This window comes from Mesobacterium hydrothermale (assembly GCF_035818635.1).
GTDB lineage: Bacteria > Pseudomonadota > Alphaproteobacteria > Rhodobacterales > Rhodobacteraceae > Mesobacterium_A > Mesobacterium_A hydrothermale.
The window spans coordinates 89503-114896 of record NZ_JAYLLH010000012.1 but is presented as its reverse complement, the minus strand read 5'-3'; the positions used below and the strand labels follow the sequence as shown (position 1 = coordinate 114896).

General features: G+C 64.6%; 26 protein-coding genes and 1 pseudogene. 16 read left to right on the top strand and 11 right to left on the bottom strand.

Annotation, left to right across the window (positions count from 1 at the left end):
* Positions 1-234: 234 nt before the first annotated feature.
* The 11 genes from VK792_RS10795 (at position 235) to urtE (ending at position 10939) form a co-directional block, all read left to right on the top strand.
* On the top strand, positions 235-936 hold the full coding sequence (locus VK792_RS10795) for a corrinoid protein (protein WP_326297492.1): 702 nt from the start codon (positions 235-237) through the stop codon (positions 934-936).
* Positions 937-1051: 115 nt separating this feature from the next.
* Positions 1052-1225, top strand: a complete 174-nt coding sequence (locus VK792_RS10790; protein WP_326297491.1) for a hypothetical protein — start codon at positions 1052-1054, stop codon at positions 1223-1225.
* Positions 1209-1850, top strand: a complete 642-nt coding sequence (locus VK792_RS10785) for a DUF1638 domain-containing protein (protein WP_326297490.1) — start codon at positions 1209-1211, stop codon at positions 1848-1850. The genes VK792_RS10790 and VK792_RS10785 overlap by 17 nt, the downstream gene beginning before the upstream one ends.
* A gap of 150 nt (positions 1851-2000) precedes the next feature.
* Positions 2001-3149, top strand: a complete 1149-nt coding sequence (locus VK792_RS10780) for a cytochrome P450 (protein ID WP_326297489.1) — start codon at positions 2001-2003, stop codon at positions 3147-3149.
* A 38-nt stretch (positions 3150-3187) separates the two neighbouring features.
* Positions 3188-3874, top strand: coding sequence for a M48 family metalloprotease (locus VK792_RS10775; protein WP_326297488.1), 687 nt, complete (start codon positions 3188-3190; stop codon positions 3872-3874).
* A gap of 13 nt (positions 3875-3887) precedes the next feature.
* Positions 3888-4469, top strand: coding sequence for a retropepsin-like aspartic protease family protein (locus VK792_RS10770; RefSeq protein WP_326297487.1), 582 nt, complete (start codon positions 3888-3890; stop codon positions 4467-4469).
* Between the two features lie 365 nt (positions 4470-4834).
* Positions 4835-6118 carry an urea ABC transporter substrate-binding protein gene (gene urtA, locus VK792_RS10765; protein ID WP_326297486.1) on the top strand — a complete coding sequence of 428 codons (1284 nt, stop codon included), beginning with the start codon at positions 4835-4837 and terminating at the stop codon, positions 6116-6118.
* Positions 6119-6175: 57 nt separating this feature from the next.
* Positions 6176-8143 (top strand): urea ABC transporter permease subunit UrtB, encoded by a 1968-nt coding sequence (gene urtB, locus VK792_RS10760; RefSeq protein WP_326297485.1) that lies wholly within the window; start codon positions 6176-6178, stop codon positions 8141-8143.
* Positions 8144-8258: 115 nt separating this feature from the next.
* Positions 8259-9491 carry an urea ABC transporter permease subunit UrtC gene (gene urtC / locus VK792_RS10755; RefSeq protein ID WP_326297484.1) on the top strand — a complete coding sequence of 411 codons (1233 nt, stop codon included), beginning with the start codon at positions 8259-8261 and terminating at the stop codon, positions 9489-9491.
* Between the two features lie 8 nt (positions 9492-9499).
* Complete coding sequence (gene urtD, locus VK792_RS10750; RefSeq protein WP_326297497.1) at positions 9500-10240, top strand: urea ABC transporter ATP-binding protein UrtD; 741 nt, start codon at positions 9500-9502, stop codon at positions 10238-10240.
* 3 nt (positions 10241-10243) lie between these two features.
* Positions 10244-10939: an urea ABC transporter ATP-binding subunit UrtE gene (gene urtE / locus VK792_RS10745; RefSeq protein WP_326297483.1), complete on the top strand. Its 696-nt coding sequence runs from the start codon at positions 10244-10246 to the stop codon at positions 10937-10939.
* 3 nt (positions 10940-10942) lie between these two features.
* Here urtE and VK792_RS10740 read toward each other — a convergent pair whose 3' ends face one another.
* Positions 10943-11770, bottom strand: a complete 828-nt coding sequence (locus VK792_RS10740; RefSeq protein WP_326297482.1) for a GNAT family N-acetyltransferase — start codon at positions 11768-11770, stop codon at positions 10943-10945.
* On the bottom strand, positions 11767-12453 hold the full coding sequence (locus VK792_RS10735) for a GntR family transcriptional regulator (RefSeq protein ID WP_326297481.1): 687 nt from the start codon (positions 12451-12453) through the stop codon (positions 11767-11769). The genes VK792_RS10740 and VK792_RS10735 overlap by 4 nt, the downstream gene beginning before the upstream one ends.
* Before the next feature lie 245 nt (positions 12454-12698).
* Here VK792_RS10735 and VK792_RS10730 point away from each other — a divergent pair.
* The 5 genes and pseudogenes from VK792_RS10730 to VK792_RS10710 all read left to right on the top strand — a co-directional run bounded on the left by VK792_RS10730 (position 12699) and on the right by VK792_RS10710 (position 17526).
* Positions 12699-13685, top strand: a pseudogene (locus VK792_RS10730) (ABC transporter ATP-binding protein).
* A gap of 42 nt (positions 13686-13727) precedes the next feature.
* Positions 13728-14993 carry an ABC transporter substrate-binding protein gene (locus VK792_RS10725; RefSeq protein WP_326297496.1) on the top strand — a complete coding sequence of 422 codons (1266 nt, stop codon included), beginning with the start codon at positions 13728-13730 and terminating at the stop codon, positions 14991-14993.
* A 164-nt stretch (positions 14994-15157) separates the two neighbouring features.
* Positions 15158-16024, top strand: coding sequence for an ABC transporter permease (locus VK792_RS10720; protein ID WP_326297480.1), 867 nt, complete (start codon positions 15158-15160; stop codon positions 16022-16024).
* A 1-nt stretch (position 16025) separates the two neighbouring features.
* Positions 16026-16865 carry an ABC transporter permease gene (locus VK792_RS10715; RefSeq protein WP_326297479.1) on the top strand — a complete coding sequence of 280 codons (840 nt, stop codon included), beginning with the start codon at positions 16026-16028 and terminating at the stop codon, positions 16863-16865.
* Positions 16843-17526, top strand: a complete 684-nt coding sequence (locus VK792_RS10710; protein ID WP_326297478.1) for an aspartate/glutamate racemase family protein — start codon at positions 16843-16845, stop codon at positions 17524-17526. The genes VK792_RS10715 and VK792_RS10710 overlap by 23 nt, the downstream gene beginning before the upstream one ends.
* Positions 17527-17599: 73 nt before the next feature.
* Here the strand turns inward: VK792_RS10710 and VK792_RS10705 are convergent, their stop codons facing one another.
* The 9 genes from VK792_RS10705 to VK792_RS10665 form a co-directional block, all read right to left on the bottom strand.
* A complete protein-coding gene (locus VK792_RS10705) occupies positions 17600-18667 on the bottom strand; it encodes a hypothetical protein (protein ID WP_326297477.1) in 1068 nt (355 codons plus the stop codon).
* On the bottom strand, positions 18648-19637 hold the full coding sequence (locus VK792_RS10700; RefSeq protein WP_326297476.1) for an isopenicillin N synthase family dioxygenase: 990 nt from the start codon (positions 19635-19637) through the stop codon (positions 18648-18650). The genes VK792_RS10705 and VK792_RS10700 overlap by 20 nt, the downstream gene beginning before the upstream one ends.
* Before the next feature lie 30 nt (positions 19638-19667).
* The gene (locus VK792_RS10695; protein ID WP_326297475.1) at positions 19668-20672 is read right to left on the bottom strand and encodes a succinylglutamate desuccinylase/aspartoacylase family protein; all 1005 of its coding nucleotides are present in this window, start codon (positions 20670-20672) and stop codon (positions 19668-19670) included.
* Entirely contained in the window at positions 20672-21256 is a 585-nt protein-coding gene (locus VK792_RS10690; protein ID WP_326297474.1) for a carboxymuconolactone decarboxylase family protein, read from the bottom strand. Before VK792_RS10690 ends, VK792_RS10695 begins: the two co-directional genes overlap by 1 nt.
* 23 nt (positions 21257-21279) lie before the next feature.
* On the bottom strand, positions 21280-21606 hold the full coding sequence (locus VK792_RS10685) for a non-heme iron oxygenase ferredoxin subunit (protein WP_326297473.1): 327 nt from the start codon (positions 21604-21606) through the stop codon (positions 21280-21282).
* Positions 21603-22568, bottom strand: coding sequence for a fatty acid desaturase family protein (locus tag VK792_RS10680; protein WP_326297472.1), 966 nt, complete (start codon positions 22566-22568; stop codon positions 21603-21605). The genes VK792_RS10685 and VK792_RS10680 overlap by 4 nt, the downstream gene beginning before the upstream one ends.
* 67 nt (positions 22569-22635) lie before the next feature.
* Positions 22636-23232, bottom strand: coding sequence for a helix-turn-helix domain-containing protein (locus tag VK792_RS10675; RefSeq protein WP_326297471.1), 597 nt, complete (start codon positions 23230-23232; stop codon positions 22636-22638).
* A 58-nt stretch (positions 23233-23290) separates the two neighbouring features.
* Complete coding sequence (hutC, locus tag VK792_RS10670) at positions 23291-23992, bottom strand: histidine utilization transcriptional repressor HutC (RefSeq protein ID WP_326297470.1); 702 nt, start codon at positions 23990-23992, stop codon at positions 23291-23293.
* Positions 23989-25344: a formimidoylglutamate deiminase gene (locus tag VK792_RS10665; RefSeq protein WP_326297469.1), complete on the bottom strand. Its 1356-nt coding sequence runs from the start codon at positions 25342-25344 to the stop codon at positions 23989-23991. The genes hutC and VK792_RS10665 overlap by 4 nt, the downstream gene beginning before the upstream one ends.
* Between the last annotated feature and the right edge of the window lie 50 nt (positions 25345-25394).

Sequence of the window (25394 nt, the reverse complement as noted above, 5' to 3'; positions counted from 1 at the left end):
GCATCAGCATGACTCGCACGGCCAGCACCAAATGGGAATCCCAATTCGGACTCGTTTGTCGCGATCAATCCACTAGAACATAACAAGAACATTTGCAAGCGGGGGCGCGCCATGGCCGCATTGGTCGCAGCAGATGGCGCGTATGTCGCAAAACGCCTATTGTCTTGGGAAAAAAACGACGAATAGTCGCAGAAAATCCGGGCCCGAGTCCCGTCATCGAAAGAGGAATTTCCCATGTCTGACGAAGAAGACGACATCATCCTGTCCGAACTCGACGACGACGAACTTGTCCAACAGATGTTCGACGACCTTTATGACGGTCTCAAGGAAGAGATCGAGGAAGGCGTGCACATCCTGCTGGACCGCGGCTGGGCCCCCTACCGGGTTCTGACCGAGGCATTGGTCGGCGGCATGAAGATCGTCGGTGACGATTTCCGTGACGGCATCCTGTTCGTGCCCGAAGTTCTGCTTGCCGCCAACGCGATGAAGGGCGGCATGGCCATCCTCAAGCCACTGCTGGCCGAAACCGGCGCACCGCGCATGGGCGCGATGGTGATCGGTACGGTCAAGGGCGACATCCACGACATCGGCAAGAACCTGGTTTCGATGATGATGGAAGGCGCCGGTTTCGAAGTGGTCGACCTCGGCATCAACACCGCGGTCGAGACCTATATCGAGGCGCTGGAAGAACATAAGCCCGACATCCTTGGTATGTCCGCCCTGCTGACCACCACCATGCCCTATATGAAGGTCGTGATCGACAACCTGGTCGAGAAGGGCATGCGCGAAGACTATATCGTGCTGGTCGGTGGCGCGCCGCTGAACGAAGAATTCGGCAAGGCCATCGGTGCAGACGCCTATTGCCGCGACGCTGCCGTGGCCGTCGAAACCGCCAAATCCATGGTCGCGCGCAAGCACAACCAGATGCAGGCATAATCCCCTGACGGGCCGATAGCGGCCCTGTGATGACAGGAAGGCTCCGCCAGTGTCGGTGGGGCCTTTTCATGTCCGGGGGAATGTACCATACTGGGATCAGGGAAAGGAGGCTGCTATGCCAGTGACGACCTTTGCGACCCTTGTGCTGGTGGTGATTGCCGCCGCGGCGTTGACCGTCGTCGCAATCGCACAGTGGGGGGCCCTGACTGTGCTGCCGGTGCTGATGGTACTGGCCCTTGCCGCCCGTTGGGCGATGTCGCACGTGACCCTGGATGACAGCCACACCTGACGATTCGGCGCTGACCGAACAGGGATTGCCCGCCGCGGGACGCGGACGGATCCTGCTGATCGCCTGCGGCGCGCTGGCCCGAGAGATTCTTGACCTCAAGGACAGGAACGGCTGGTCCCACCTGGACCTAACCTGTCTGCCCGCGATCCTGCACAACCACCCCGAAAAGATCACCCAGGCCGTGCGCGACGCGGTGGCCAGGCACAGCAACCGCTATGACCAGGTTTTCGTGGTCTATGGCGATTGCGGCACCGGCGGGTTACTGCAGGCCGCTTGTGACGAGATCGGGGTCGAGATGGTGCCCGGACCGCATTGCTATTCCTTCTTCGAAGGCAACGCCCGGTTTGCCCAAACCGACGAGGCCACGGCCTTTTACCTGACCGATTTCCTGGTCCGGCAGTTCGATGCCTTTGTCTGGAAACCGCTGGGGCTGGACCGGCATCCGCAACTGCTCGACATGTATTTCGGGAATTACGAAAGCCTGGTCTACCAGGCCCAGACCGACGACCCGGCGCTGACCGAAAAGGCCCGCGCCTGTGCAGAACGGCTGGGGTTGCGCTTTGAACGGCGGGTCACGGGCTATGGCGATCTGGAAACGGTGTTGGCTGGATGGGCGCGGGGATAGGACGCGGGTCTTCGTCGAAAAATCGTGTCCGGGCTTGGCCCGCCGCCTTGCCTGACGACCCTCGGGTGCGCCTCGGGCGGTGCCAGAGATCTTTGGAAAACCGCGGACATGTGATTGGGTATCCGGAAAGAGTTTGGTCCGGGCATTGAAATGAGCAACGCACCTGTCTTCGAGATCGATCCGGCCGGTTTTCATGCCGACCCCTACCCGACCCTTGCGCGGATGCAGCGCGCGGCGCCGATTGCCTTCGTGCCGCAGCTGCGGGCCACACTGATCTGTCCGCGCGACGTGATCTTCGAGCAGGAAAAACGGATCGAGGTTTTTTCCTCGCGCCAGCCCGACGGGTTGATGACCCGGTTGATGGGCGAGAACATGATGCGCAAGGATGGTGCCCCGCATGGCGCCGAACGACGCGCCTGTTTCCCGGCGCTGTCGCCACGTACCGTGCGTGCGCGCTGGTTCGAAAGGTTCCAAGAAGCGGCGGGCGCGGCACTGGCAGAGCTTGCCCCCAAGGGTCGCTGCGACCTGGTGCGCGACTATGCTATGCGCGTGTCCGGCGAAGCGCTGCGCGCCATCACCGGGCTGCACAGCCTGAGCTGGCAAGAGATGGACGCGGTCAGCCAGGCGATGATCGACGGCATCGCCAATTACGCGGGCGACCCGACGGTCGAGGCCCGCTGCATCGCTGCCGTTGCCAGGATCGACGCGGCGATCGACCTTGCCTTGCAGGATCCGCCGGAATTGTCGCTGGTCGATGTGCAGCAACGCGCGGGCCTGCCGCCGGACAGCCTGAAGGCGAACGTGCGGCTGGCGATTTCCGGCGGGCAGAACGAACCGCGCGACGCGATCGCCGGGGCAGCCTGGGCCCTGTTGCAGCACCCCGACCAGCTGGCGCAGGTGCGGGCCGGAAAGGTCGGCTGGCAGCAAGCCTTCGAGGAATACGCCCGCTGGATTTCGCCCATCGGCATGTCCCCGCGCGAAGTCGCGCAGGCGGACGTGGTCGAAGGGGTGCGCTTCGATCCCGGCGACAGGGTGTTTTTGATGTTCGGGGCGGGCAACCGCGATGCCCGGGTGTTCGAACACCCGGACGCGTTCGACATTACCCGCGACACCCGCGCCAGCCTGGCCTTTGGTGCTGGCCCGCATTTCTGTGCCGGGGCGGCGGCATCGCGTGCCCTGATCGGAGAAGTTGCGCTGCCGATGCTGTTCGACGCCTTCCCCGATCTGCGCCTTGACGGCCCCGTGCCCTTTGCCGGGTGGGCCTTTCGCGGCCCGTTGTCGATGCCAGTGGCCTGGTAGGGCTTGGCAGTCCGCGCCCCCTGCCCCATATCCAGTTCATGCTGAAGCTGACCCCGATATTCCTGGCCGTCGTCTATGCGTTTGTGATGTACCGGCTGTCGTCCTGGCGCACCAACCGCGAGCTGGACGCGCAATCGACCGAACTGGCCGACCCGGTACTGAAACGCCTGACCGACCGCATGGCCGCTGCGCTGGACCTGCCGCGCATTCGCGTGCACATCTATGAAATCGACCCGGTCAACGGGCTGGCGGCGCCGGACGGGCGGATTTTCATCACCCGCGGTTTCTATCAGAAATACCGCGCCGGCGAGGTCAGCGCCGAGGAACTGGCCAGTGTCATCGCGCACGAAATGGGGCATGTGGCGCTGGGGCACTGGAAACGGCGGATGGTGGATTTTTCCGGCCAGAACGCGCTGCGCACGGTGCTGATGATGGTCTTTGCCCGGTTCGTTCCGGTGATCGGCCCGGCGATTGCCAATGTCCTGACCGGGATGCTGGCCTCGAAACTCAGCCGGTCGGACGAATACGAGGCAGATGCCTATGCCGCCGCCCTTCTGCACAAGGCCGGGATCGGGATCGGACCACAGAAATCCTTGTTCACGAAGTTGGACGCATTGACCAAGGCCCGGGGCGGCAACGCCCCGGCCTGGCTGATGACGCATCCGCAGACGCAAGACCGCATCGCCGCGCTGGAAAAGCTTGAAGCGCGCTGGAATCGCGGCTGAGGAAAGGCAGACAATGACCTCGATGGACTATGGCAACCTGATCTACCTGGTGCTTCTGGGCTCTGTGCTGATCCTGTGGTTCGTGATCGAAAGCCGCGAGTCGCTGTCGAAGAAGGTCAAGCAACTGGCGGCCTGGGGCCTGATTTTCCTTAGCGTGATCGCGGCCTATGGCATGTGGGGCGACATCCAGCGCGCCACGGTTCCGACCCAGGCCGTCTTTGCGGGCGACAATCGCGTGGAACTGCCGCGCGCGCCGGACGGGCACTACTATCTGACGCTGAAGGTCAATGGCGCGACCGTGCCTTTCATGGTGGATACCGGTGCCTCGGGCGTGGTGCTGACCCGCCGGGACGCCGAGCGCGCCGGGCTGGATGCCGCCAACATGGCGTTCTACAGCGAGGCGATGACGGCAAACGGGTTGGTCAAGATCGCGCCGGTGACGCTGGACAGCGTGGTTCTGGGGCCGTTCGAGGATCGCAACCTGCCCGCCGCGGTGAACGGTGGCGAGATGCAGCAATCGCTTTTGGGCATGACCTATCTGCAGCGCTTTTCCAGGCTGGAAATCAGCAACGGCCGGATGATTCTGGAACGTTGACCCTGGGGCAGTTGCGCCGCGCGCCACCTGCGGCGACTGCCCTGGCTCTGCCCAAGCCTTTGCTGCATTGCACCATAAGCGCCTGTATATGCGGCAACCGCCCAAGGCATTTGCCCAGATTATGTGCAGCGGCATGGAGTGTCGCACACAACTGACGAATTAGATTGGCGACAATACGGCCAATGCCGAAACGTTTCGAGGCCTGCAGGGTCACGGCGACGTGAAAGCTGCGGGTGTGTGACGGCCAAACGAAGTTGCGATCGGTCCGGCCGCCACACGGATGCAACACACGTTGCGGGGGGAAGCCTGCCGGACAAAGCCTGTCCAGGCAAGTGGCTGTCTGGTTCCCGCGCCAGGAGATATCTATGAAAACCATCAAGACCGCACTTTTCGGCACCGTTGCGGTTGCCGCCATGGCGTCGGCCGCCGCTGCCGCCGACTGCCCGATCAAGGTGGGTGTCCTGCACTCGCTGTCCGGCACCATGGCGATCTCGGAAACGACGCTGAAAGACACCATGCTGATGCTGGTGGACGAGCAGAACAAGAAAGGCGGGCTGCTGGGCTGCGAGCTTGAGGCGGTCGTGGTCGACCCGGCCTCTGACTGGCCGCTGTTTGCGGAAAAGGCGCGCGAACTGCTGACCGTGCGCGAGGTCGACGTGATGTTCGGCAACTGGACTTCGGTGTCGCGCAAGTCCGTGCTGCCGGTGATCGAGGAACTGAACGGCCTGCTGTTCTACCCGGTCCAGTACGAAGGCGAGGAATCGTCGAAGAACGTGTTCTATACCGGCGCCGCCCCGAACCAGCAGGCGATCCCGGCGGTGGATTACTACCTGGACGAACTGGGGGTCGAGAAATTCGCCCTGCTGGGCACCGACTACGTCTATCCGCGGACGACCAACAACATCCTTGAATCCTACCTGAAATCCAAGGGCATTGCCGCCGAAGACATCTTCGTCAACTACACCCCGTTCGGCCATTCCGACTGGTCCAAGATCGTGTCCGACGTGGTCGCGCTGGCGGCCGACGGCAAGAAGGTCGGTGTTGTATCCACCATCAACGGCGACGCCAATATCGGTTTCTACAAGGAACTGGCGGCCAAGGGCATTTCCGCCGACGACATTCCGGTTGTCGCCTTCTCGGTCGGCGAAGAAGAACTCTCCGGCCTCGATACCAGCAACCTTGTGGGCCACCTGGCCGCGTGGAACTACTTCATGTCCGCCGACACCCCGGCCAATGCAGAGTTCATCAAGCAGTGGCATGCCTTCATCGGCGACGACAAACGCGTGACCAACGACCCGATGGAAGCGCATTACATCGGCTTCAACATGTGGGTGAACGCCGCCACCGCCGCCGGCACCACCGATGTGGACGCGGTGCGCATGGCAATGTGGGGCCAGGAATTCCCGAACCTGACCGGCGGCATGGCGGTGATGGGCACCAACCATCACCTGTCCAAACCGGTCCTCATCGGCGAGATCATGGCGAACGGCCAGTTCGACATCATCAGCGAAACCGACCCGGTGCCGGGCGACGCCTGGACCGACTTCCTGCCGGAATCGGCGGTTCTGGAATCGGATTGGAAAGACCTCGGCTGCGGCATGTACAACACCGAGACCAAGACCTGCGTTCAGATCAAGTCGAACTACTAAGTTCCTGCGGGCGGCAGGTTTTCCTGCCGCCCGGTTCCGTTCTCCGTCAGGGTAGTCATGCTGAGACAGGTCCTTTTCTGCGTCGTCATGGCGCTTGCGCTTCTTGCCCTGCCGCTGCGCGCCCAGGACGCGACCGGCCCGATGCAGGCGGTCCTTCAAGAGCACGCAGACACGATTGTCAAAAGCTCGCGCAAGACGATTGGCCCGGCCATCGATGCGGTCGCGAATTCCGGGCTCGAACAGGCCCAGGCCGTTCTTCAGGCGTGGCAGGCCAAGGACATGTGGCAGCGCCAAGATGACGGCCTGTTCTTCCGCGCCGAACCGGCCGGCGGATCGGCCTATACCCTTTACGATTTCGATACCGGGCAAAGCGCAGGCACCGCCGACAAGGGCGACCTGAAACAGATCAAGCCAAATTCCGGCATTCGCGCCCTGCTGGGCACCGCGCTGGTGCAGTTCCAGTTGCTCGACCCCGACCCGGCCCGGCGTGACGCCGCGCTGGTATCGCTGGAACGCGACGCCAATGCCGATCTGCTGGCCCCGCTGAGGGCGTCGATCGGCCCCGAATCCAATGCCGGCCTAAAGGCGCGCAAGACACGGCTGGAACGCCTTCTGACCATCGCCTACGACCCGGACGAAAACGCCCGGATCACTGCCATCGGCGACATGTCCGGCGACCTCGGTCTTGACGTGCGCGGCGCGCTGAACCCGCTGCTGGCAACAAGGCTGACCGTGTTCCACGGCCCCGTGCCCGAAGGGGTCAACACCGCCGCCCTTCTCAAACCCGGCAGCGACGCCCTGCCCCGCGACGTGGCCTATGCCCTGCTGTCCGACAGTGGCAAGGCCCCGCCCCGCATCACCCCCGACGCCGTGCGCGAAGCGCTGATGAGCCATATCGACGGCGGCAAGGTCGGCGGTGTGCCCGTCGCCGCGTTGTCCGATCCTGCGAAACGGGTCGAGGTCTACACCGCGCTGGCCGCCGCCGGACAGGTCGCCCCCTACCTCACAGAGGACGCGGTCGATGCAGCCCTAGCGCAGTACAGCTTTGCCGAGGTCTACGCCGAGCCGTCCAGACCCGTGACCGACGCCGCCCGCAAGGCGCTTGGCAGCATCGAGGTCAAAGTCGGCCTGAACCAGGCGCTCGACCTCGGGCTCGACGCGCTGTCGCTGGCCTCGATCTACTTCCTCGCCGCCATCGGCCTGGCCATCACCTTCGGCGTGATGGGCGTGATCAACATGGCCCATGGCGAATTCATCATGATGGGCGCCTATACCGGCTATGTCGTGCAACAGGTCATCCCCAACCACACGCTGTCGATCTTCGTGGCGCTCCCGCTGGCCTTCGCGGTAACCTTTGCCGCCGGCGTGGCGCTGGAACGGCTGGTGATCCGCTTCCTTTGCAATCGCCCGCTGGAAACCCTGCTGGCCACCTTCGGCATCTCGATCGCGCTGCAGCAACTGTTCAAGAACATCTTCGGCACGCAGGCCCGCCCGCTGACCTCGCCCGACTGGCTGGGCGGCGCCTGGGTGCTGAACGACGTGGTCTCGATCAGCTACATCCGCATCGCGATCTTCGTGCTGGCGCTGCTGTTCCTTGGCCTGTTCCTGCTGATCATGAAACGCACCCGCCTCGGCCTCGAAACCCGCGCGGTGACGCAAAATCCCGGCATGGCGGCGTCGATGGGCATCAACCCCGAACGGGTCAACATGCTGACCTTCGGCCTCGGCTCCGGCATTGCCGGCATCGCAGGCGTCGCCATCGGCCTGTTCGCCAAGGTCACGTCCGAGCTCGGCTCCGACTACATCGTGCAAAGCTTCATGACCGTGGTCGTCGGCGGCGTCGGCAACATCTGGGGCACGCTTCTGGGCGCGGGCCTGATCGGCGTGCTTCAAAAGGGCATCGAATGGCTGAACCCGTCCAACACGCTGGCGGCGCAAACCTTCATGATCGTCTTCATCATCATCTTCATCCAGTTCCGGCCGCGCGGCATCATCGCGCTCAAGGGCCGCGCCGCGGGGGATTGATCATGCCGACCGGCCCGAACCTTTCATCTTTCTCAAAATACTCCGGGGGGTTTGGGGGGCTGGCCCCCCAACCGGGTGCCACACGGCACACCCGCCACACCAAAGAGGCCACGCGATGACCCAAGGCTTCCTGACCCGAACCCCCTCGGTGCTGAGCTTCCTTGCCGTGCTGGGCCTGTTCACTGTCGCCGTGACGGTGTTGTCCGAAGGCACCGGCATGGGGCTGATCTCGACCTCCTACGTCAAGACCCTGGGCAAGACGCTGTGCCTGGCGCTGATCGCCGTCGCAATGGACCTGGTCTGGGGCTACGCCGGCATCCTCAGCCTTGGGCATTTCGCCTTCTTCGGGCTCGGTGGCTACATGATCGGCATGTGGCTGATGTATGAACGCACCCGGCAGATCGTCGAAACCTCGCTTGCGGGCAGCCCGATCCCGCCCACGGCACAAGAGGTCAGCGACGCCATCGCCACGCAGATCTTCGGCGTGGTCGGATCGTCGGACTTCCCGCTGATCTGGAGCTTCGCCAACAGCCTGAAGGTCCAGCTGATCCTGGTTGTCGCCGTGCCCGGCCTGCTGGCGCTGGTCTTTGGCTGGCTGGCCTTCCGCAGCCGCGTGACCGGCGTCTACCTGTCGATCCTGACCCAGGCGATGACGCTGGCGCTGGCGCTCTACCTGTTCCAGAACGACAGCGGTCTGCGCGGCAACAACGGCCTGTCCGGCCTGCAGAACATCCCCCACCTCGATGACGTGCCACAGGCGCTGCTGTCGGTGTGGTTCTTCTGGGCCTCGGCGCTGGCGCTGGCGCTGGGGTATCTGTTTGCCGCCTGGCTGGTGTCGGGCAAGTTCGGCTCGGTCATCCGTGGCATCCGCGACAACGAGGCGCGCGTGCGCTTTCTCGGCTATTCGGTCGAGGGCTACAAGCTGGTCCTGTTCACCGTCACCGCGATGATCGCGGGCATCGCGGGGGCGCTGTATTACCCGCAGGCGGGCATCATCAACCCGGCGGAACTGGCGCCCATCGCCTCGATCTACCTGGCGGTCTGGGTCGCCATCGGCGGGCGCGGGCGACTGTACGGCGCGGTGATCGGCGCGGTTTTCGTCTCGCTGGTCTCCAGCTATTTCACCGGCGGCCAGGCCCCGGACATCAACCTTGGGATCTATACCATCGCCTGGGTCGACTGGTGGACGATCCTCCTGGGTCTCAGCTTTGTCGCGGTCACGCTGTTCGCCCCCAAAGGCATCGGCGGCCTGTTCGACCTGATCGCCCATCGCCGGTCGCCCGACCGTCACGGCGCACCGCTGGGCCCCGACAAGGGATCGTTGCGCGAAGAGGAGGCCACCGAATGACCGCCCGGCTGAACACGCTGCTGGAAGTCTCGGGTGTCTCCGTCACCTTCGACGGCTTCCGCGCCATCAACAACCTGTCGTTCCAGATCGGCCCGGCCGAGCTGCGCGCGATCATCGGCCCGAACGGCGCGGGCAAGACCACCTTCATGGATATCATCACCGGCAAGACCAAACCGGACGAGGGCCGTATCCTGTGGGGGGACAAGGGCATTTCCCTGCTGGGCCTGAACGAGGCCCGCATCGCCCGCGAAGGCATCGGCCGCAAGTTCCAGAAACCCACCGTGTTCGAGGATCAAACCGTGCAGGAAAACCTGCTGATGGCGCTGAAAAACGACCGCCGGGCATTTGCCGTGATGTTCTGGAAGCCCACGACGGTCGATCTGGGCAAGGTCGAAACACTGGCGGGCGAAATCGGGTTGGCCGACCAGTTGCCTCGCAAGGCCGGAGAGCTGTCGCACGGGCAGAAGCAATGGCTGGAGATCGGCATGTTGCTGGCGCAGGAACCGCGCCTTCTGCTGGTCGATGAACCGGCGGCGGGCATGACCCCGTCGGAACGCGAACACACCACCGACATCCTGGTCGAGGCCGCCCGGACCCGCGCGGTTGTGGTGGTCGAACATGACATGGAATTCATCCGCCGGCTGAACTGCAAGGTGACCGTGCTGCACGAAGGCGCGGTTCTGGCCGAGGGCAGCCTCGACCATGTCACCGCGAACCAGCAGGTCATCGACGTTTACCTGGGACGATAAGCAATGCTGCGTGTTGAAAACCTGACCCTGCACTATGGCCACAGCCGCATCCTGCACGGCGTCGATCTAAGCGCCGATACCGGACAGGTGACTTGCCTGATGGGCACCAACGGCGTCGGCAAGACATCGCTGATCCGGGCGATCGCCGGGCGGCATCCCCGTTCGGGCGGCACCATCACGCTGGATGGAGAGGCCCTGCCCGTCCTACCTGCGCACCAACTGGCCCGCAAGGGCATCGCGCTGGTGTCGCAGGGGCGCGAGGTCTTTCCCCTGCTGACCGTGCGCGAAAACCTTGAGACCGGGTTTTCCTGCCTGCCGAAATCCGATCACGCCGTACCCGAGGAAATGTTCGACTTGTTCCCGGTGCTGAAGGCCATGCAGCACCGGCGTGGCGGCGACCTGTCCGGCGGCCAACAGCAGCAGCTGGCCATCGCCCGCGCGCTGATCACCCGGCCCAGGCTGCTGCTGATGGATGAACCGACCGAAGGCATCCAGCCCAATATCATCCAGATGATCGGAGAGGTGATCCGCAAACTGCGCAACGAGGGCCGCATGGCCATCGTGCTGGTCGAACAGTATTTCGATTTCGCCTATGACCTCGCCGACCGCTTTACCGTCCTGCGGCGTGGCGCGGTGACCATGGCCGGAACCAAGGCAGAGGTTTCGCGAGAAGCACTGTTGCAAGCCGTGACCGTATAGCGCTCAGCCCAGTTCCAGCGATGCCACCGCGAACAGGCGTGATGCACCGGGCTGTGACGGGCCGCGGTACATGCGGGCGGTCTGAAACCCCGGAACCAGCCCAAGTTCGTTGCAAATATCATTCAGCAGATCGGATGACGACGGCACATCGACAATGATTTCACCGGCGAACACGTCCGCGCATTTTTCCAGAAGAACCAATGCGGTTGCCTCGTCCAGCGCCGAAAGCGGGCCGATCTTGGCCCCATCGCGGCAGGCCCGCACGGTGGCAAAACCCGTGATCCGTTCGCCTTCGGACACCACAAAGGTCTTGCGGTGGGCTGTGTCCGTGAACCACCCCTGAAGATAGCGGCGCTTTTCCCAGCCAGAGGCCCCGGCTTCGAGCACGACCAGCCGCATCACGTCTGCGGGTTCAACCGGCAGCGCCGCACGGTGGTCATAGCCTGCAAGCGTCCCTGAGTAGCGCGTCGTTCCGCCCGCGTGGCGAAAGCCGGAGCGGGCATAATTCGCCTGCTGGTCTTGCACCCCGTCCAGACCAACCGTCCGCGCGCCCGCATGTTCCAGCGCCTCGGTCCAGAGCGCCAGCCCGATGCCCCGGCCCCGGTGACTGGCCCGGCAGATATAAAGGCCCAGAAAGGAAAAATCATCGCTGTGATTGACGACAGAAATCGCCGCCACCGGCTGATCGCCGTCCAGCGCAAGGAAGAACCCGTCGGGATCGGTTTGCAAAAACACCGCGGGATCGTCCAGACCGGGGTTCCAGCCTTCTTCCGCCGCCCAGTCGAGTACGGTATTCAGGTCCTCGACTGTCATCCGGCGGGTCTGGATCATGACGTCAGCGCCTCGCGCAAAGACAACCTTTCCTCGGGGTGTTCACTCAAGTCCAGTTGCGACAGCAGATCCAGCAGGTGGCCCTTCATCAGGTCTTCTGCCGCATCGCTGTCATGGTCACGCAGGGCGTTCAGCAGCGCGTGGTGCGCGTGGCTTTCGCAGATCGCGTTGCGGCGACGCCAATACAGCGCGATCACCAGCGACGAGCGTGACACCAACTGACGGATAAAGGCCTCGATCGTGGCCTGGTCTGCTATGCGCGCGATTTCGACGTGGAAGTACCCCGAAAGCCGCAGCGCCTGCCCGGTTCGCCCCGCGGCAAGCGCGGCGCGTTCTTCCTCGATATGGCGTTGCAACAGCGCGATATCGGCCGGTGTGGTGCGTTCTGCCGCCGCGCGCGCAGTGCGGGGTTCCAGCAGGGCGCGGGCCTCGAACACCTCGCGCGCATCCTTGATCGACGGCTTTGCGACAAAGGCACCGCGATTGCGTTCGGTCCGCAGCAACCCGTCATGGGCCAGGCTGCGCAGGGCCTGCCGGACAACGGTGCGGCCAACGCCAAAGACCTCTCCGACTTCGTCTTCTGACAGCTTCATTCCGGGCAACACACGATGCTCGTGCACGGCTTCTGTCAGTTTGACCGCGATTTCGTCGGCCGACGGTGGTGCCGGTTGTGATCCGTCCACGGTGCAACCCTCTTAGATGCTCTGCGAATTAGATAGATCATCCCCGTTCGGACAACAAGGCACAGGCGAACTCTGGACGATCAGAAGTCATATTGTACACAATATATTCATCATACTTTGCACAATCTACTATTTTTCGCACATAATTTCGGTACGGACTGTTTTGTGCCCACGTGGAAAGGTTTTGTCTTTCCCGGAATCGCCCGACCTCGGCCAACGCTTGTTTCAGGATAACCGGGGGTTACATGCGATCCGAACTCGATCTTGAACTGGTGAAGCTGACCAAGCGCTACGGCAAGACCGTGGCTGTCGATAGCATCGACCACATGTTCAGCGCAGGCACATACGCCTGTCTGCTGGGTCCGTCGGGATGCGGCAAGTCCTCGACCCTGCGGATGATCGCCGGGCACGAAAGTGTCAGCGAAGGCGCCATCCTGCTGGGTGGGCGCAACATCGCCTCGCTGCCCCCGGCGAAACGCGGCACCGCGATGATGTTCCAAAGCTATGCCCTGTTTCCGCACCTTAGCGTGGCCGACAACGTGGCCTTCAGCCTGAAAATGAAGGGCGTGGACGCCGCAACGCGCAAGACACAGGCGATGGAGATGCTGGAACTGGTCGACATGACCCAGTTGGCCGATCGCCTGCCCGACCAGTTGTCCGGTGGCCAGCAACAGCGCGTGGCACTGGCCCGGGCGCTGATCACCAAGCCCCCAGGTGCTGTTACTTGATGAACCACTGTCGGCGCTGGATCCGTTCCTGCGCGTCCGCATGCGGGCCGAACTGCGCCGCCTCTGCAAAAGGAACTGGGCATCACCTTCATCCACGTCACCCACGGCCAGGACGAGGCGCTGGCGCTGGCGGACGAGATCGTGGTGATGAACAACGCCGTGATCGAACAGGCCGGCCCGACACATGACGTGTTCGACGCCCCCGCCACCGCCTTCGTCGCGCGCTTCATCGGATCGCATAACGTGATCGCCCTGCCCGAGGGGCAGATTGCCGTGCGGTCCGACCAGTTGAAACTGGGCCCGTCCGAGGGCGCGAAGCTGGAAGGCCGGATTACCGCCATCGAATACCAGGGCACGCATGTCGCCCTGACCGCCGCCATCGCTGGCGATCAGGAAGTCACGGCGCTGCTGACGGACAAGGATTTCTTCGGCGCACCGAAGAATGTGGGCGAGGCCGTGGGCCTTGGTTGGGACGGCGCCGCGGCCCACGCGCTGCGCCGGTGACGAATTACGCACAATCAACACAGGGAAACTGACATGACGACCATTTCGAAAGTCCGCTATTCGCGGCGTTCGCTCCTCAAGGCCGGCGGCGCGGCTTTCGCAGCATCCGCGCTGCCCGCGCCGATGGTCTGGGGCCAGGAAAGCAAGAATATCGTCCTGCGCCAGTTTGGCACCGGCGTGTCCAACCTCAACGAGGTGGCGACCAAGGTGAAGGAAGACCTGGGCATCACGCTGGAAATGACCGCGCTCGATTCCGACAGCGTGACCCAGCGCGCAGCGACCCAGCCCGACAGCTTCGACATCGCCGACATCGAATACTGGATCTGCAAGAAGGTCTGGCCGACCGGCAACCTGCAGGCGATGGATACCTCGAAGATCAAGAACGACGACAAGATCGTCGGCATCTTCCGGTCGGGCAAGCTGACGCCGACCTCTGAAATCGCGCAGGGCACCGCGCCGCATACCGTCGGGTTTGTCGACGGCCCCGGCTCGACCAGGTTCGCCAGCGAGGAAACCGGCTGGATGACCCTGATCCCGACGATCTACAACGCCGATACGCTGGGCATCCGCCCCGACCTGATCGGCCGCCCGATCAACAACTGGTCGGAACTGCTGAACCCCGAGTTCAAGGGCAAGGCGTCGATCCTCGACATCAGTTCGATCGGCATCATGGACATGGCGATGGTCGTGGAATCCATGGGCGAACACAAATATGCCGACAAGGGCAACATGACCCGCGAAGAAATCGACCTGACCATCGGCATCTTCACCGAGGCCAAGAAGATGGGCCAGTTCCGCGCCTTCTGGAAGACCTTCGACGAAAGCGTCAACCTGATGGCCTCGGGCGAGGTGGTGATCCAGTCGATGTGGTCGCCCGCCATCACCGCGGTCAAGTCGCGCGGCATCCCCTGCGTCTACCAGCCGCTGGAAGAGGGCTATCGCAGCTGGGGTGGCGGCATCGGCCTGTCGAAATCGCTCTCGGGCATGGAGCTGGACGCGGCCTACGAATACATCAACTGGTATCTCGACGGCTGGGTCGGCGGCTTCCTGATGCGCCAGGGCTATTACTCGGCGGTGCCGGAAACCTCGAAGAACTTCATGACCGCGGACGAGTGGGGCTATTGGTTCGAAGGCAAGCCGGCAACCGGCGAGATCACCTCTCCGTTTGGCGACAAGCTGGCGGGCGCGGGCGACACCCGCGACGGCGGATCGTTCTATGACCGCATGGGGGCCGTGGCCTGCTGGAACGCCGTCATGGACGAAAACCAGTACATGGTGCACAAATGGAACGAGTTCATCGCGGCCTGATGAACCCGGGTTTCGCTTGCTGACGCAAGCGACCGGGGGGGGGGGGGGGGGGGGGGGGGGGGGGGGGGCCGGCCGCCCCCCCCCCCCCCCGGCTGGGGGGACGTTCCGTCCCCCCAGACCCCCCTTGAGGGTATTTTCAAAGCAAAAGATGCAAAGGCGCGGGAATGGCGGCTGACTTTCTCAAGAACCGGCATGTGAGCGGCTGGCTGATGGCCGGACCACTGGCGCTTGTGCTGGGGGGCTTCCTGGTTTTGCCGGTCATCATGATCGTCATCGTCAGTTTCTGGGGCGCGACCGAATGGTCGATCTACCCCGCCTTCCAGTTCGACAACTACGACTACCTGTTCGGGTCCAGCGTGACCTGGCGGGTGTTCCTGAACACCTTCAAATATGCTGCGATCACCTGGGCGTTTACCCTGGCGATCGGCTTTACGGTGGCCTATTTCCTGGCCTTCCACATCCGGTCGCTCAACTGGCAGATCGCGCTGTTCTTGCTGTGCACGATCCCGTTCTGGACCTCGAATATCATCCGGATGATCTCGTGGATCCCGTTCCTGGGCCGCAACGGGCTGGCCAATTCGACGCTGCTGTCCTGGGGCGTGATCGACGAACCGCTGGACTGGCTGTTGTTCAGCGATTTCAGCGTGATCCTGGCCTTTGTCCACCTGTACACGCTGTTCATGGTGGTGCCGATCTTCAACACGATGATGCGCATCGACCGGTCGCTGATCGAGGCGGCGGCGGATGCGGGGGCGACCGGCTGGCAGACGCTGTGGCATGTGATCGTGCCGCTGACCAAGCCCGGCATCATGATCGGCACGATCTTTGTCGTCACGCTGGTGATGGGCGATTTCATCACCGTGCGCTTCATGTCGGGCAGCCAGAAGGCCAACGTGGGGCGGCTGATTTCCAACGACATCGGGCTTTTGCAATATCCCTCGGCTTCGGCCACGGCGGTGGTGCTGCTGGTGACCGTGTTGCTGGTGATCGCTATCCTGCTGCGCTTCGTCGATATCCGGAAGGAACTGTAACATGGAACCGCGCCCGCGTTCGTTCTATATCCTCGCCGCGTTCTTCACGCTGTTCCTGATCTTTCTGTACGGCCCGACGATCACCATTGCGATCCTGTCGTTCCAGGGGCCGCAGGGCGGGCTGACCTTCCCGATGCGCGGCGTGTCGCTGCACTGGTTCTACGACCTGTTCCAGGAACAGGCGGTGGGCGACATCTGGGGCTCGTTCCGGCGGTCCTTTGCGCTGGGGCTGATGGTCATGGTGACCACGGTCGTCGTATCGGTGATGGGGGGGCTGGCCTTCCGCAAGCGCTTCGCCGGATCGACCGTGCTGTTATACCTGATCATCACCGCGCTGGTGATTCCGTCGATCCTGATCTCGCTGGGCGTCGGGCTGATCTTTTCTCAATCGGGGCTGAAGGTGCATTGGGCGACATCGGGCTTTGGCGCGCAGCTGACCTGGACCCTGCTCTTTGGCCTGCTGATCATGTTCGCTGTCTTCAACCGCTTCGACCGCAGCTATGAAGAGGCCGCGCGCGACCTTGGCGCAAGCGCGTGGCAGACGATCCGCCACGTGGTGCTGCCGATCATCGCGCCGTCGCTGATCGGGGTCGCGCTGTTCGGCTTCACGCTCAGCTATGACGAATTCGCCCGCACCCTGCTGACCGCGGGCAGCTACAACACGCTGCCGTTGGAAATCTTTGGCATGACAACCAATGTCACCACCCCGGTGATCTTTGCGCTGGGGACGTTGACCACGGTGTTTTCCTTCGTCGTGATCGGGGTCTTTATCCTGGTGGTCTGGATCCTGGGACGCCGCCGGGCGCGGGCCGGGTCGGATGCGGGCAAGGGCATGGTCTGAGCGCATGTCGGCAATCATAATCAATCCCAACTGCACAGCGGCCATGACAGACGCGATGCTGGGCGTGGCGAAACGCGCAGCTCCCGCATTGCATTGGGAGGGCTGGACATCCTTCGGTGGACCGCCCGCGATCCAGAGGCGAGAGGATGGCGAAGCCGCGTCGCCTCCCCTTTTGGTGCGGGTGCGCGAAGCGGCAGAGCGTCGGGCCGCCGGCATCGTGATTGGCTGTTTCGACGACACTGCGCTGGAACCGGCGGCGCTCAGCGTGCCCGTGCCGTTGATCGGGATCGGCCAGGCCGCCTATCATCTTTGTGCATTGCGCGGATGGCAGTTCAGCGTTGTGACGACCCTATCGGTCTCGGTCCCGGTGATCGAGGAGAATATCCACCGCTATGGCCTGGCGGGATTGCTTGGCCGCGTGCGTGCCTCAGAGGTGCCAGTGCTTGCGCTGGAAGATGACCCCGACGGCGTGATCGACCGGATCGCGGCAGAGGCTGGGGCGGCCATTGCCGAAGACGGGATCGATGCCATCGTGCTGGGCTGCGCGGGAATGGTCAGGGTGGTCAACGGCCTGCGCGCCCGCCTGCCCGTTCCGGTGATCGACCCGGTCGAAGCGGCGGCCGGATGCCTGGAATGGCTGGTGCGGGCGGACCGGGCCTGACCGCACGGCGCCGGTCGGTGCTGCACATGGCAAGGCGCAACGGGCACGCGGGCGGTGTCGTCGCGGCCCGGAATCAGCCCGGAAACAGGTCACGAAGCACGGGATAGGCATCCAGGCAGGCTGACAGCGCCCCGAAACCGCGCGGCTTCAGAACGCCCGCATCCCAAAGCGGCGCGCCATCCACCCTGACCGTTGCATCGACAAGGTTCCAGCTGATCTCACCCGGCGGTTCTGTGCCGCAGGTGTGGAAATGCAGCAGACGCGGATTGCTGAACACGGTGTTCGACCAATAGTCCCGACTGTCGTCCATGGCGTCGAAGAACGGGCAACCCGGGTGCAGCCCGGCGTGCCAGGAATGCACCACGAACGGGTCCAGCCCAAAGGCTTCGGCCAGCGCCGTATAGTGCGCCGTGACCTTTGCGACCTGATCCTCGGGCCCGTCGAACCCGGTGATGCGCCCCTGTTCGACATGCGCGAAAAGCGGCGCTTGCAGCGCCAGAACGGCGGGGTCGTAGGCCCGGTTGCCGGTGGGCGTCAACCCGCCAACAAGCGCCACGCGCCCGCTGAAATCCGTCGCAGACACCGGCGCGGGCACCCCCAGCGGGAACCGGCGGATCGTGGTGTCCTGTGGCGTCGCGGTCTTTTGCGCCACCGATCCGGTGATGCGGGTGCCGGCGGGACAGGTGATCTCGATCTGCTGCGCGCGGATCAGAACACCATCGACGGCGGCCTTGAACGCGCGCATCGCCTGGTGCGGCACCTGCCCGAAGGGCGAGGCCAGGTCAGCCGCATTGCGGGCATAGACCATCACCCGGCGGCCCGCCGCGCCGGCAGCGCCGAACCGGTCCTGGTCGCCGATCCGGGCGAAATAGACGATGTTGGCCGGCGACGCCAAGACCCCTGCCACCGCCGGGTCCGGCGTGGCGGCGGGCGGCGGTGCATCGGTCAGGCGCACCGCGATGCCCATGCGCGCGGCCTCTTGCGCCACGGCGTCGGCAACGGCGGCGTCATACCAGCCGTGGCGCGCGTCCTCGCGGTAGATCAGCAGTTCGTCGCCCGGGGCAAACCCGCCGCAGTCGCACAACAGGTTGCGCGCCGCCCGCGACAGCGCCTGCCGGGTGTCATCGGCCAGATGCTGCATTCTGCGCCTCCTTGCGATAGGCAAAGGCCTTGGCGAACCGCCAGACAAGGTAGTCGCCACAGGTGATCGCCTCGGACTTCGGGGGGTGTTCGGCGCCGAACACCTCGCGCGCGTCGATCACGGTTTCGGGGTTCGGGTCGAAGGCCAGCACCAGCGACATGCGTTCCCGCCCCGAACTGTTGACCACCCGGTGCGTCGTGGATTTATAGGCCCCGTCGGTCCAGCGCGCCAACAAATCGGCGACGTTCACCAGCAGCGTTCCGGGGATCGGCGGCGCTTCGATCCAGTCGCCATTGGCATCCTCGACCTGCAAACCGCCGACATTGTCTTGGCACAGCACCGTCAGCACACCGAAATCGGTGTGCGGACCGACGCCGAACTGGTCGGCGCCCGCGTCGGCGTCCTGCGGCGGGTAATAGACAAAGGAACAGCGGCTCAGCGGCGTGTCGGCGGTTTTCAGGAAAAACCCTTCGGGTAGGTCCAGCCCCAGCGCAAAGCCGCGCATCAGGTGATGCGCCACCGCGTGCGCGTGGTGAAAATAGGTCATCGCCGCTGTTTCCAGACCGGGCTGGAACGCCGGCCAGCGGTTGTCGCCGCGCAACGGGTGATCGTCCGGCGTGCTGCCGGTTTCGTCCTGGAACCCCCAGATAAAGCTTTCCTTCAGATCGGCCTTGGCATCGTCCTGCATCTTGGCGCCGCCCCGTCCCAGCCAGCCCCGGTGACTGGACGACACCCGCACGCTTTCCTTCTGCGCGGGCTCGGCATGAAAGAACGCATAGGCCGCGGTTCGGGCGGCGTCGATCACCGCGTCGGGGATGCCATGCCCGCGGACATAGATGAAACCCAACCCGGTGCTGGCGGCGTGCAAGGCCTTGGCCACGCCGCCCGGGTCGGTGCCGTCGCGCAGCGGCGTGATGTCGATGACCGGGATTTCATCCGCTTCGGTCTTGCGGGCGGTGGCATAGCTCATGACGGCTCTCCGGGTACGGGCGCGGGCGGCTCAGGCCGCCCCCGCGATGAAGGCAAGAAAGGCACCGGGCACAACCGCGGCGCGACGGGTTTCGGCAAGGATCAGGCCAGAGGTTTCGGCACGGATCTCGGTTGGTGCGGCGTCGGGCTGCGCGGGCGTCACGATCTGGCCCAGCCGTTCGCCCGCCGCGATGTCTTCGCCGGCGGCACGCGCGGGCAGGTATACACCCGCGACCGGCGCGGTCACCCGGTGGCCCGGCGCGGACAGTTCGACCACGCGCGGCATGGCCTCGGGCACCTTGCCTTGCAGAACGCCAAGCTGGATCAGGGCATGGCGCACGCCGGCCTCGCCGATCTGCAACGCATCGATGCCGACATACCCGCCACCCCCCAGTTCCGCCGCGATGCAGGGGATGCCGTGCGCGGTTGCCGCGCCGTTCACCGACCGGTCGTCATTCGCCGCGCCCAGTTGCCAGATCACATCCGCCCTGAAGGCCCGCGCCAGCGCCATGTTCGCCACGTCGGGCGCGCCGTCCCGCCCGCGTGCGGCCAGCGCACAGGGCACGAACCAGGACGCCTTGCCGCCGGAATGCAGGTCGATCACCGCATCGCAAACAGGCATCAGGCAGGCCGATACCATGTGGGCGATCTGCGCCGTCGGTCCGCCATCTGCCGCGCCGGGAAAGGCGCGGTTCAGGTTGCCGCCATCCAGCGGCGACACCCGTGTGCCCGCCGTGCAGGCCGGGGCGTTCAGCTGCGGCAGGAAGATCAGCCGCCCGGTCACGTCCGACGGTTCCAACGCCTGGTAAAGCCGGGTCAGCGCGGCGGGGCCTTCGTATTCGTCGCCATGCACGCCGGCCAGCAGCAGCACCGTCGGCCCCACACCGCCGACGATGCACATCGCCGGGATCGGGTAGACCCCCAGCGGGTTGTCATTGTCTGAATGCAACAGCCCGATCTGGCCGGCGCGCTTGCCCGGGGCGGTCAGATCGACCCCCGGCAGCAGGCGGCTGGCAGAGAAATCGGGCGCGTGCATCAGCCCTCGTCCCCCGCGTAATATCCCACCACGTCGCCGTCCGTTGTTACCCCAAGACCGTTCAGCAAGCGGTTGACATAGTTGAAATATCCGATGATCTGGTTGGCTTCGAGGATCTGCCCGTCATCCAGCCCCTCATCCTTCAACGCATCCACATCCGCCTTTTCCATCCGTCCCGGGCGCAGGGTCAGTTTCTCGGCATAGCGCATCAGCGCCAGTTCCGCCCCGCCCAGCGCGCGTTCCGGTGCGCGGGCGGCCATCGCCGCCTCGATCGCGTCGGCCTTGGCCGCGTCCCCGATCAGGTGGCGGGCGTTTTTCCAGTGGTTGGCCAGCGAATAGGGGCAATCGTTCAGGATCGAGACATAAGAGCTGAGGGTTTCCTGCAACCACATCGGCAGCGTGTTGGCATCGTCATGCAGCGCCGCGCGGTACAGGATGACGTGCCCGCGCATCGTGTTGGGGCGCAGCGAATGCACGCGCATCACGTTGTCCACCGTTCCATGCGGCGTGCGCGCAAGGGAAAGCGCGTCCATCAGGTCGGCGTCCGCCTCTTCGTCCGAAATCATCTTGATCCATGCCGACATCGGCCAATCCTTTCCGTTCCAAATCAGACCAACACCTGCACGCGGCCGTCGATCACCCGTGCCTCGATCATCCGCAGCGGCACCCGCGCCGGGGCCGCCAGCGACGCACCGGTGCGGGCATCGAACAGCCCCTGGTGAAGCGGGCATTCGATGCGCCGCCCGTCGAAATAGCCGTCGCACAGGTTCGCCGCCCCGTGGGTGCAGCGTGCATAGCTGACAAAGATCCCGTCCACCGTGTCAAAAACCGCCAGTTCCCTGCGTCCCAGCTGCACCGGTGTGGCGTCGCCCGCCTCAAGCTCTGCGACCGCGATCAGGTCCTGCCAGGTCTTGTCCCGCGCCGCTGCGGTCACGTCTGCCCCCCGGGCCGGTCGCTGCGCGGCTGGCGCCCGGTCAGTTGCGCCAGGATATCCAGGTGCGCGCCCAGGTAGCCGCGCGGCTCGACATAGACGTAGCCGTCCAGCTTCTTGTGCAGCTTGGGCAGGGCATGGAACGGCACCGACGCGGCGTAGTGGTGTTCCGCGTGGTAGTTCATGTTCCAGCTGAGAAAGGCCAGCGGTGCCGAAATCAGGTTGGTCCGCGTATTTTCCCGCATGTCGCGCACATTGGGGCGGCCGACATGTTCGGTCAGGCGGATCCAGCGCATCACCGGCTCGCCCAGCAGCACCGGCAGCCACCAGTACCAGACCGGCGCCCACCAGCCGGTCACCGCGCAAAACAGCACGATCGCGGCGTATAGCGCCAGCATGATCCGCGCTTCCCAGAACACGGTGGCATAGGCCTCTTTCGGCAGAAACTCTGCCTCGTGCGGGGCGATCCTGCCAAGGCTGTGGCGGGTGAATTCCTTGATCTTGGCCCACCAGTACGGCACCGAAGAGATATACCACAGGTATCTCCAGACCGAGATCGGCAGCTCGATCAGTTCGGGGTCCTTGCCTTTCAGTTGCGTGTGGGTGTGGTGGTCGCAATGTTCATAGCGAAAGAACTGGTGCGGCAGCGCGATGATGAACCCACAAAGGTTGCCCATCACGTCGTTCAGCCAGCGCGTCTTGAACGGGGTGTAGTGCACACATTCGTGCTGCAGGGCAAAATGATGCACCATCAGGATGCCGTGCAGGAACATCGCGGGCCAGACCAGCCACGTCCCCAGACTGAGCCAGATCAGCGACCCGGTCCCCAGCAGCGCCAGCGCCCAGACCCCCAGCCGCCAAAGCGCCGGGCCGTCCGAGCGCTGCATCAGCGCCTTCAGTTCGCGCCGTGTCAGCGCGCCATCGTTCAATGCTTGCGTGATAGGGGTCAGCACCTCTGCCGACATCGCGGCCTCCCTCGCTTGGCAACAAGGAAACGTATTCACGAGAAAAAATTTTCCTCAAGGGAAAATTCTACTTCGCGCGCGTGATCACCGTCAAGAACGTGGCCGTTGCTGAATCCATGCGCACCGGACCATGCGGCACGCTGGCTTCGAACGTCAGGGTATCGCCGGGCTTCAAGTCATAGGTTTCTTCGCCCACGCGATAGGTCAGCGCCCCGTCGAACATATGAGTCAGCTCGATCCCGCCGTGCTGAAAGATCGGCGTGCCGGTGACCGGTGCCTCCAGCGTGATCAGGTAGGTTTCCAGCTCCATCCCGTCGGTTTCGACCCGGCCCATCTGCTTGTAGACATGGCCATAGGTCGACCCGGCACGCCGCACCGTAATGCCCTCGCCCGCACGGACCAGCGACACCTCTCCGATCTCGACGGTTTCGGCAAAGAAGTTGATGATCGGCACGCCCACCCCGCGCGCCAGCGCGTTCAGCGTGCTGAGCGAGGCCGACACCTGTCCGCGTTCGATCTTGGAAATCATCGGCACCGACACGCCAGAGCGCTCTGACAGTTCCGCCAGCGTCAGCCCGGCCTGGCTGCGTTCGGCCTTGACCGCCAGCCCGACCAGAAGGTCGAGCCCCTGCTTTTCTTTCCCGCTGGATTTGTCCTGCTGCATCGCTGGCCCTTTGCCGCCCTCTTCTGGTCAGACCCGAAGCGGCGCGCAAATGCAACCCTCAGAGGTCCAGACGCATCCGGTAGCCGGGCGCAAAGAGCATTGTGACGGCAGTGACAGGCATCCCGGCGTTGCGCGTCAGCCGGTCCTGCCGGAACAAAGCCGTCCCCGGCGCGCAGCCCAGAACCTCGGCCTCTTCCGCGCCGGCCGGGGCGGCGGACAGGCCGATTTCCCCGGTGCTGAGCGGCACGTTCTGCACCAGCCATTCGTTCGCGTTGCAAGCGGCGAAATCGGCCTGAAGCGCGTCGGGCACGGCCAGGGTGGAAATCCAGCGGTCTTCCAGCACGAAAGGCTGGCCATCGGCGGTGTGCAGGCTGGTCAGGTGCAGCGCCTTTTGCCCCGCCTCCAGCTCCAGCTGCGCCGCAATGGCCGGTGGCGGCGCGCTATGATCGCGGTGCAGCAGGTGATAGCCATGCTGCGCGCCGCGCCGTTCGACCTGCTTGCGCACGATGGGGATATCCAGCCGCGCGCGGCTGTCGGGCAGGTCGCGCACACGGGTTCCGGCCTTGCGACGCCGGTCCAGCACCCCCTTGTCCGCCAGGTCCCGCAGCGCGCGGTTGACCGTGGTGCGGGAACAGCCGAATTCCGCGGCCAGGTCGGCCTCGTTCGGGATCAACGCCCCCGGCGCCCAGTCACCGCTGGCGATCCGGCGGGTCACTTCCTCGACGATAGCGGTCCAGCTTTGCAGGCGCGGTGCGGTCATAGGCGGTCCAGTATCCGGGCAAGGCGCATGGCATACCGGCGTTCCACCGCCGCCCGCGCAACATGGGTTCCCTGTCTTACCACAGCCCGGCCCGCGCTCCAGACCTCGTTGATGGCATCGCCCCGGGCAAAGGTGAACGCATCGAGGATCGCGTCGCCCCGACGCCCGATCAGGTCGACCGCGCTGGCATTCAAGGTCAAAAGGTCGGCCCACATCCCGACCCGGATCGCGCCAGTCGCGCGGCCTGCCGCCTGCGCGCCCCCGGCAAGCGCCGCGTCATACATCCGTCGCCCGGTCGAGACACCCGCGTCCGCCAGAACCGCCCGGGCGCGGTCGCGCAGACGCTGGCCGTATTCCAGCAGGCGCAGTTCCTCGGCCAGAGAGATCCGGATGTTGGAATCCGTCCCTACGCCAAAGCGCCCGCCACGCGCAGCAAAGTCCGCAGCCGGGAAAATCCCGTCGCCAAGGCTTGCCTCTGTCACCGGGCAAAGCCCGGCCACGGCACCGCTTTGCGCCAACCCCGCAGTTTCGGCATCGGTCATCTGGGTGCAATGGATCAGGCACCAGCGCGCATCGACGCCAACCGCGTTCAGCGCCAGTTCCACCGGGCGCGCGCCATGGGCGGCATGCACCTCGGCGGCCTCGGCCTTCTGTTCGGCCACATGCATGTGGATCGGGGCCCCGGCCCGCATCTGCGGCAGCGCCGCCGCAACATCGGGGGACACCGCCCGCAACGAATGGGCCGAAAGGCCCAGCACCGCATCGGGCCGGGGGCCCAGCGCCGCCTGCGCCCCGTCCAGAAGCGCCGCGTACCGGTCGACGTCATTGCCGAACCGCAGCTGTCCACCCGCCAGCGCCCGCCCGTCGCAGCCGCCATGCGTATACAGCACCGGCAACAGCGTCAGTCCGATCCCGGTCAGGTCCGCCGCCGCCGCAACCCGCGCCGACAGTTCCGCCAGGTTGGCATAGAGAGCCCCGCCCGGCCCGTGGTGCAGGTAGTGGAATTCGCAGACCGTGGCAAAGCCCGCTTCCAGCATCTCGACCTGCGCGAAGGCGGTGATCGCCTCGATATCGTCGGGGTCCAGCACGGCAAGGAAGCGGTATATCAGCCGCCGCCAGGTCCAGAAACTGTCTTGTCCGCCGGGGCCGCGCGCCTCGGTCAGCCCGGCCATGGCGCGCTGAAACCCGTGGCTGTGCAGATTGACCGGCGCGGGCAGCAGGATGTCGTGGGTCGCCTTGCCCGCCACGCCCGCCTGCACCGAAGCAATACGGCCATCGTCTCCGATCTCGATCCGCACGTCGTCGTGCCAGCCGTCGGGCAGCAGGGCGGTCTTGGCGATCAACACGGTCATTCTGAGAACACCTGTTTTTTGTGGGCTTGAATTTATGTATGCACATAATA

What these genes read in the sequence shown, in the direction of transcription:
- urtC (WP_326297484.1), top strand. Translation starts at nt 8,259, where the DNA reads ATGACCCAAGGCTTCCTGACCCGAACCCCCTCGGTGCTGAGCTTCCTT.
- VK792_RS10795 (WP_326297492.1), top strand. Translation starts at nt 235, where the DNA reads ATGTCTGACGAAGAAGACGACATCATCCTGTCCGAACTCGACGACGAC.
- urtA (WP_326297486.1), top strand. Translation starts at nt 4,835, where the DNA reads ATGAAAACCATCAAGACCGCACTTTTCGGCACCGTTGCGGTTGCCGCC.
- VK792_RS10770 (WP_326297487.1), top strand. Translation starts at nt 3,888, where the DNA reads ATGACCTCGATGGACTATGGCAACCTGATCTACCTGGTGCTTCTGGGC.
- VK792_RS10665 (WP_326297469.1), bottom strand. Translation starts at nt 25,344, where the DNA reads ATGACCGTGTTGATCGCCAAGACCGCCCTGCTGCCCGACGGCTGGCAC.
- VK792_RS10780 (WP_326297489.1), top strand. Translation starts at nt 2,001, where the DNA reads ATGAGCAACGCACCTGTCTTCGAGATCGATCCGGCCGGTTTTCATGCC.
- hutC (WP_326297470.1), bottom strand. Translation starts at nt 23,992, where the DNA reads ATGACCGCACCGCGCCTGCAAAGCTGGACCGCTATCGTCGAGGAAGTG.
- urtE (WP_326297483.1), top strand. Translation starts at nt 10,244, where the DNA reads ATGCTGCGTGTTGAAAACCTGACCCTGCACTATGGCCACAGCCGCATC.
- VK792_RS10715 (WP_326297479.1), top strand. Translation starts at nt 16,026, where the DNA reads ATGGAACCGCGCCCGCGTTCGTTCTATATCCTCGCCGCGTTCTTCACG.
- VK792_RS10690 (WP_326297474.1), bottom strand. Translation starts at nt 21,256, where the DNA reads ATGTCGGCATGGATCAAGATGATTTCGGACGAAGAGGCGGACGCCGAC.
- VK792_RS10705 (WP_326297477.1), bottom strand. Translation starts at nt 18,667, where the DNA reads ATGCAGCATCTGGCCGATGACACCCGGCAGGCGCTGTCGCGGGCGGCG.
- VK792_RS10675 (WP_326297471.1), bottom strand. Translation starts at nt 23,232, where the DNA reads ATGCAGCAGGACAAATCCAGCGGGAAAGAAAAGCAGGGGCTCGACCTT.
- urtB (WP_326297485.1), top strand. Translation starts at nt 6,176, where the DNA reads ATGCTGAGACAGGTCCTTTTCTGCGTCGTCATGGCGCTTGCGCTTCTT.
- VK792_RS10700 (WP_326297476.1), bottom strand. Translation starts at nt 19,637, where the DNA reads ATGAGCTATGCCACCGCCCGCAAGACCGAAGCGGATGAAATCCCGGTC.
- VK792_RS10775 (WP_326297488.1), top strand. Translation starts at nt 3,188, where the DNA reads ATGCTGAAGCTGACCCCGATATTCCTGGCCGTCGTCTATGCGTTTGTG.
- VK792_RS10710 (WP_326297478.1), top strand. Translation starts at nt 16,843, where the DNA reads ATGCGGGCAAGGGCATGGTCTGAGCGCATGTCGGCAATCATAATCAAT.
- VK792_RS10695 (WP_326297475.1), bottom strand. Translation starts at nt 20,672, where the DNA reads ATGCACGCGCCCGATTTCTCTGCCAGCCGCCTGCTGCCGGGGGTCGAT.
- VK792_RS10680 (WP_326297472.1), bottom strand. Translation starts at nt 22,568, where the DNA reads ATGTCGGCAGAGGTGCTGACCCCTATCACGCAAGCATTGAACGATGGC.
- VK792_RS10790 (WP_326297491.1), top strand. Translation starts at nt 1,052, where the DNA reads ATGCCAGTGACGACCTTTGCGACCCTTGTGCTGGTGGTGATTGCCGCC.
- VK792_RS10720 (WP_326297480.1), top strand. Translation starts at nt 15,158, where the DNA reads ATGGCGGCTGACTTTCTCAAGAACCGGCATGTGAGCGGCTGGCTGATG.
- VK792_RS10785 (WP_326297490.1), top strand. Translation starts at nt 1,209, where the DNA reads ATGACAGCCACACCTGACGATTCGGCGCTGACCGAACAGGGATTGCCC.
- VK792_RS10740 (WP_326297482.1), bottom strand. Translation starts at nt 11,770, where the DNA reads ATGATCCAGACCCGCCGGATGACAGTCGAGGACCTGAATACCGTACTC.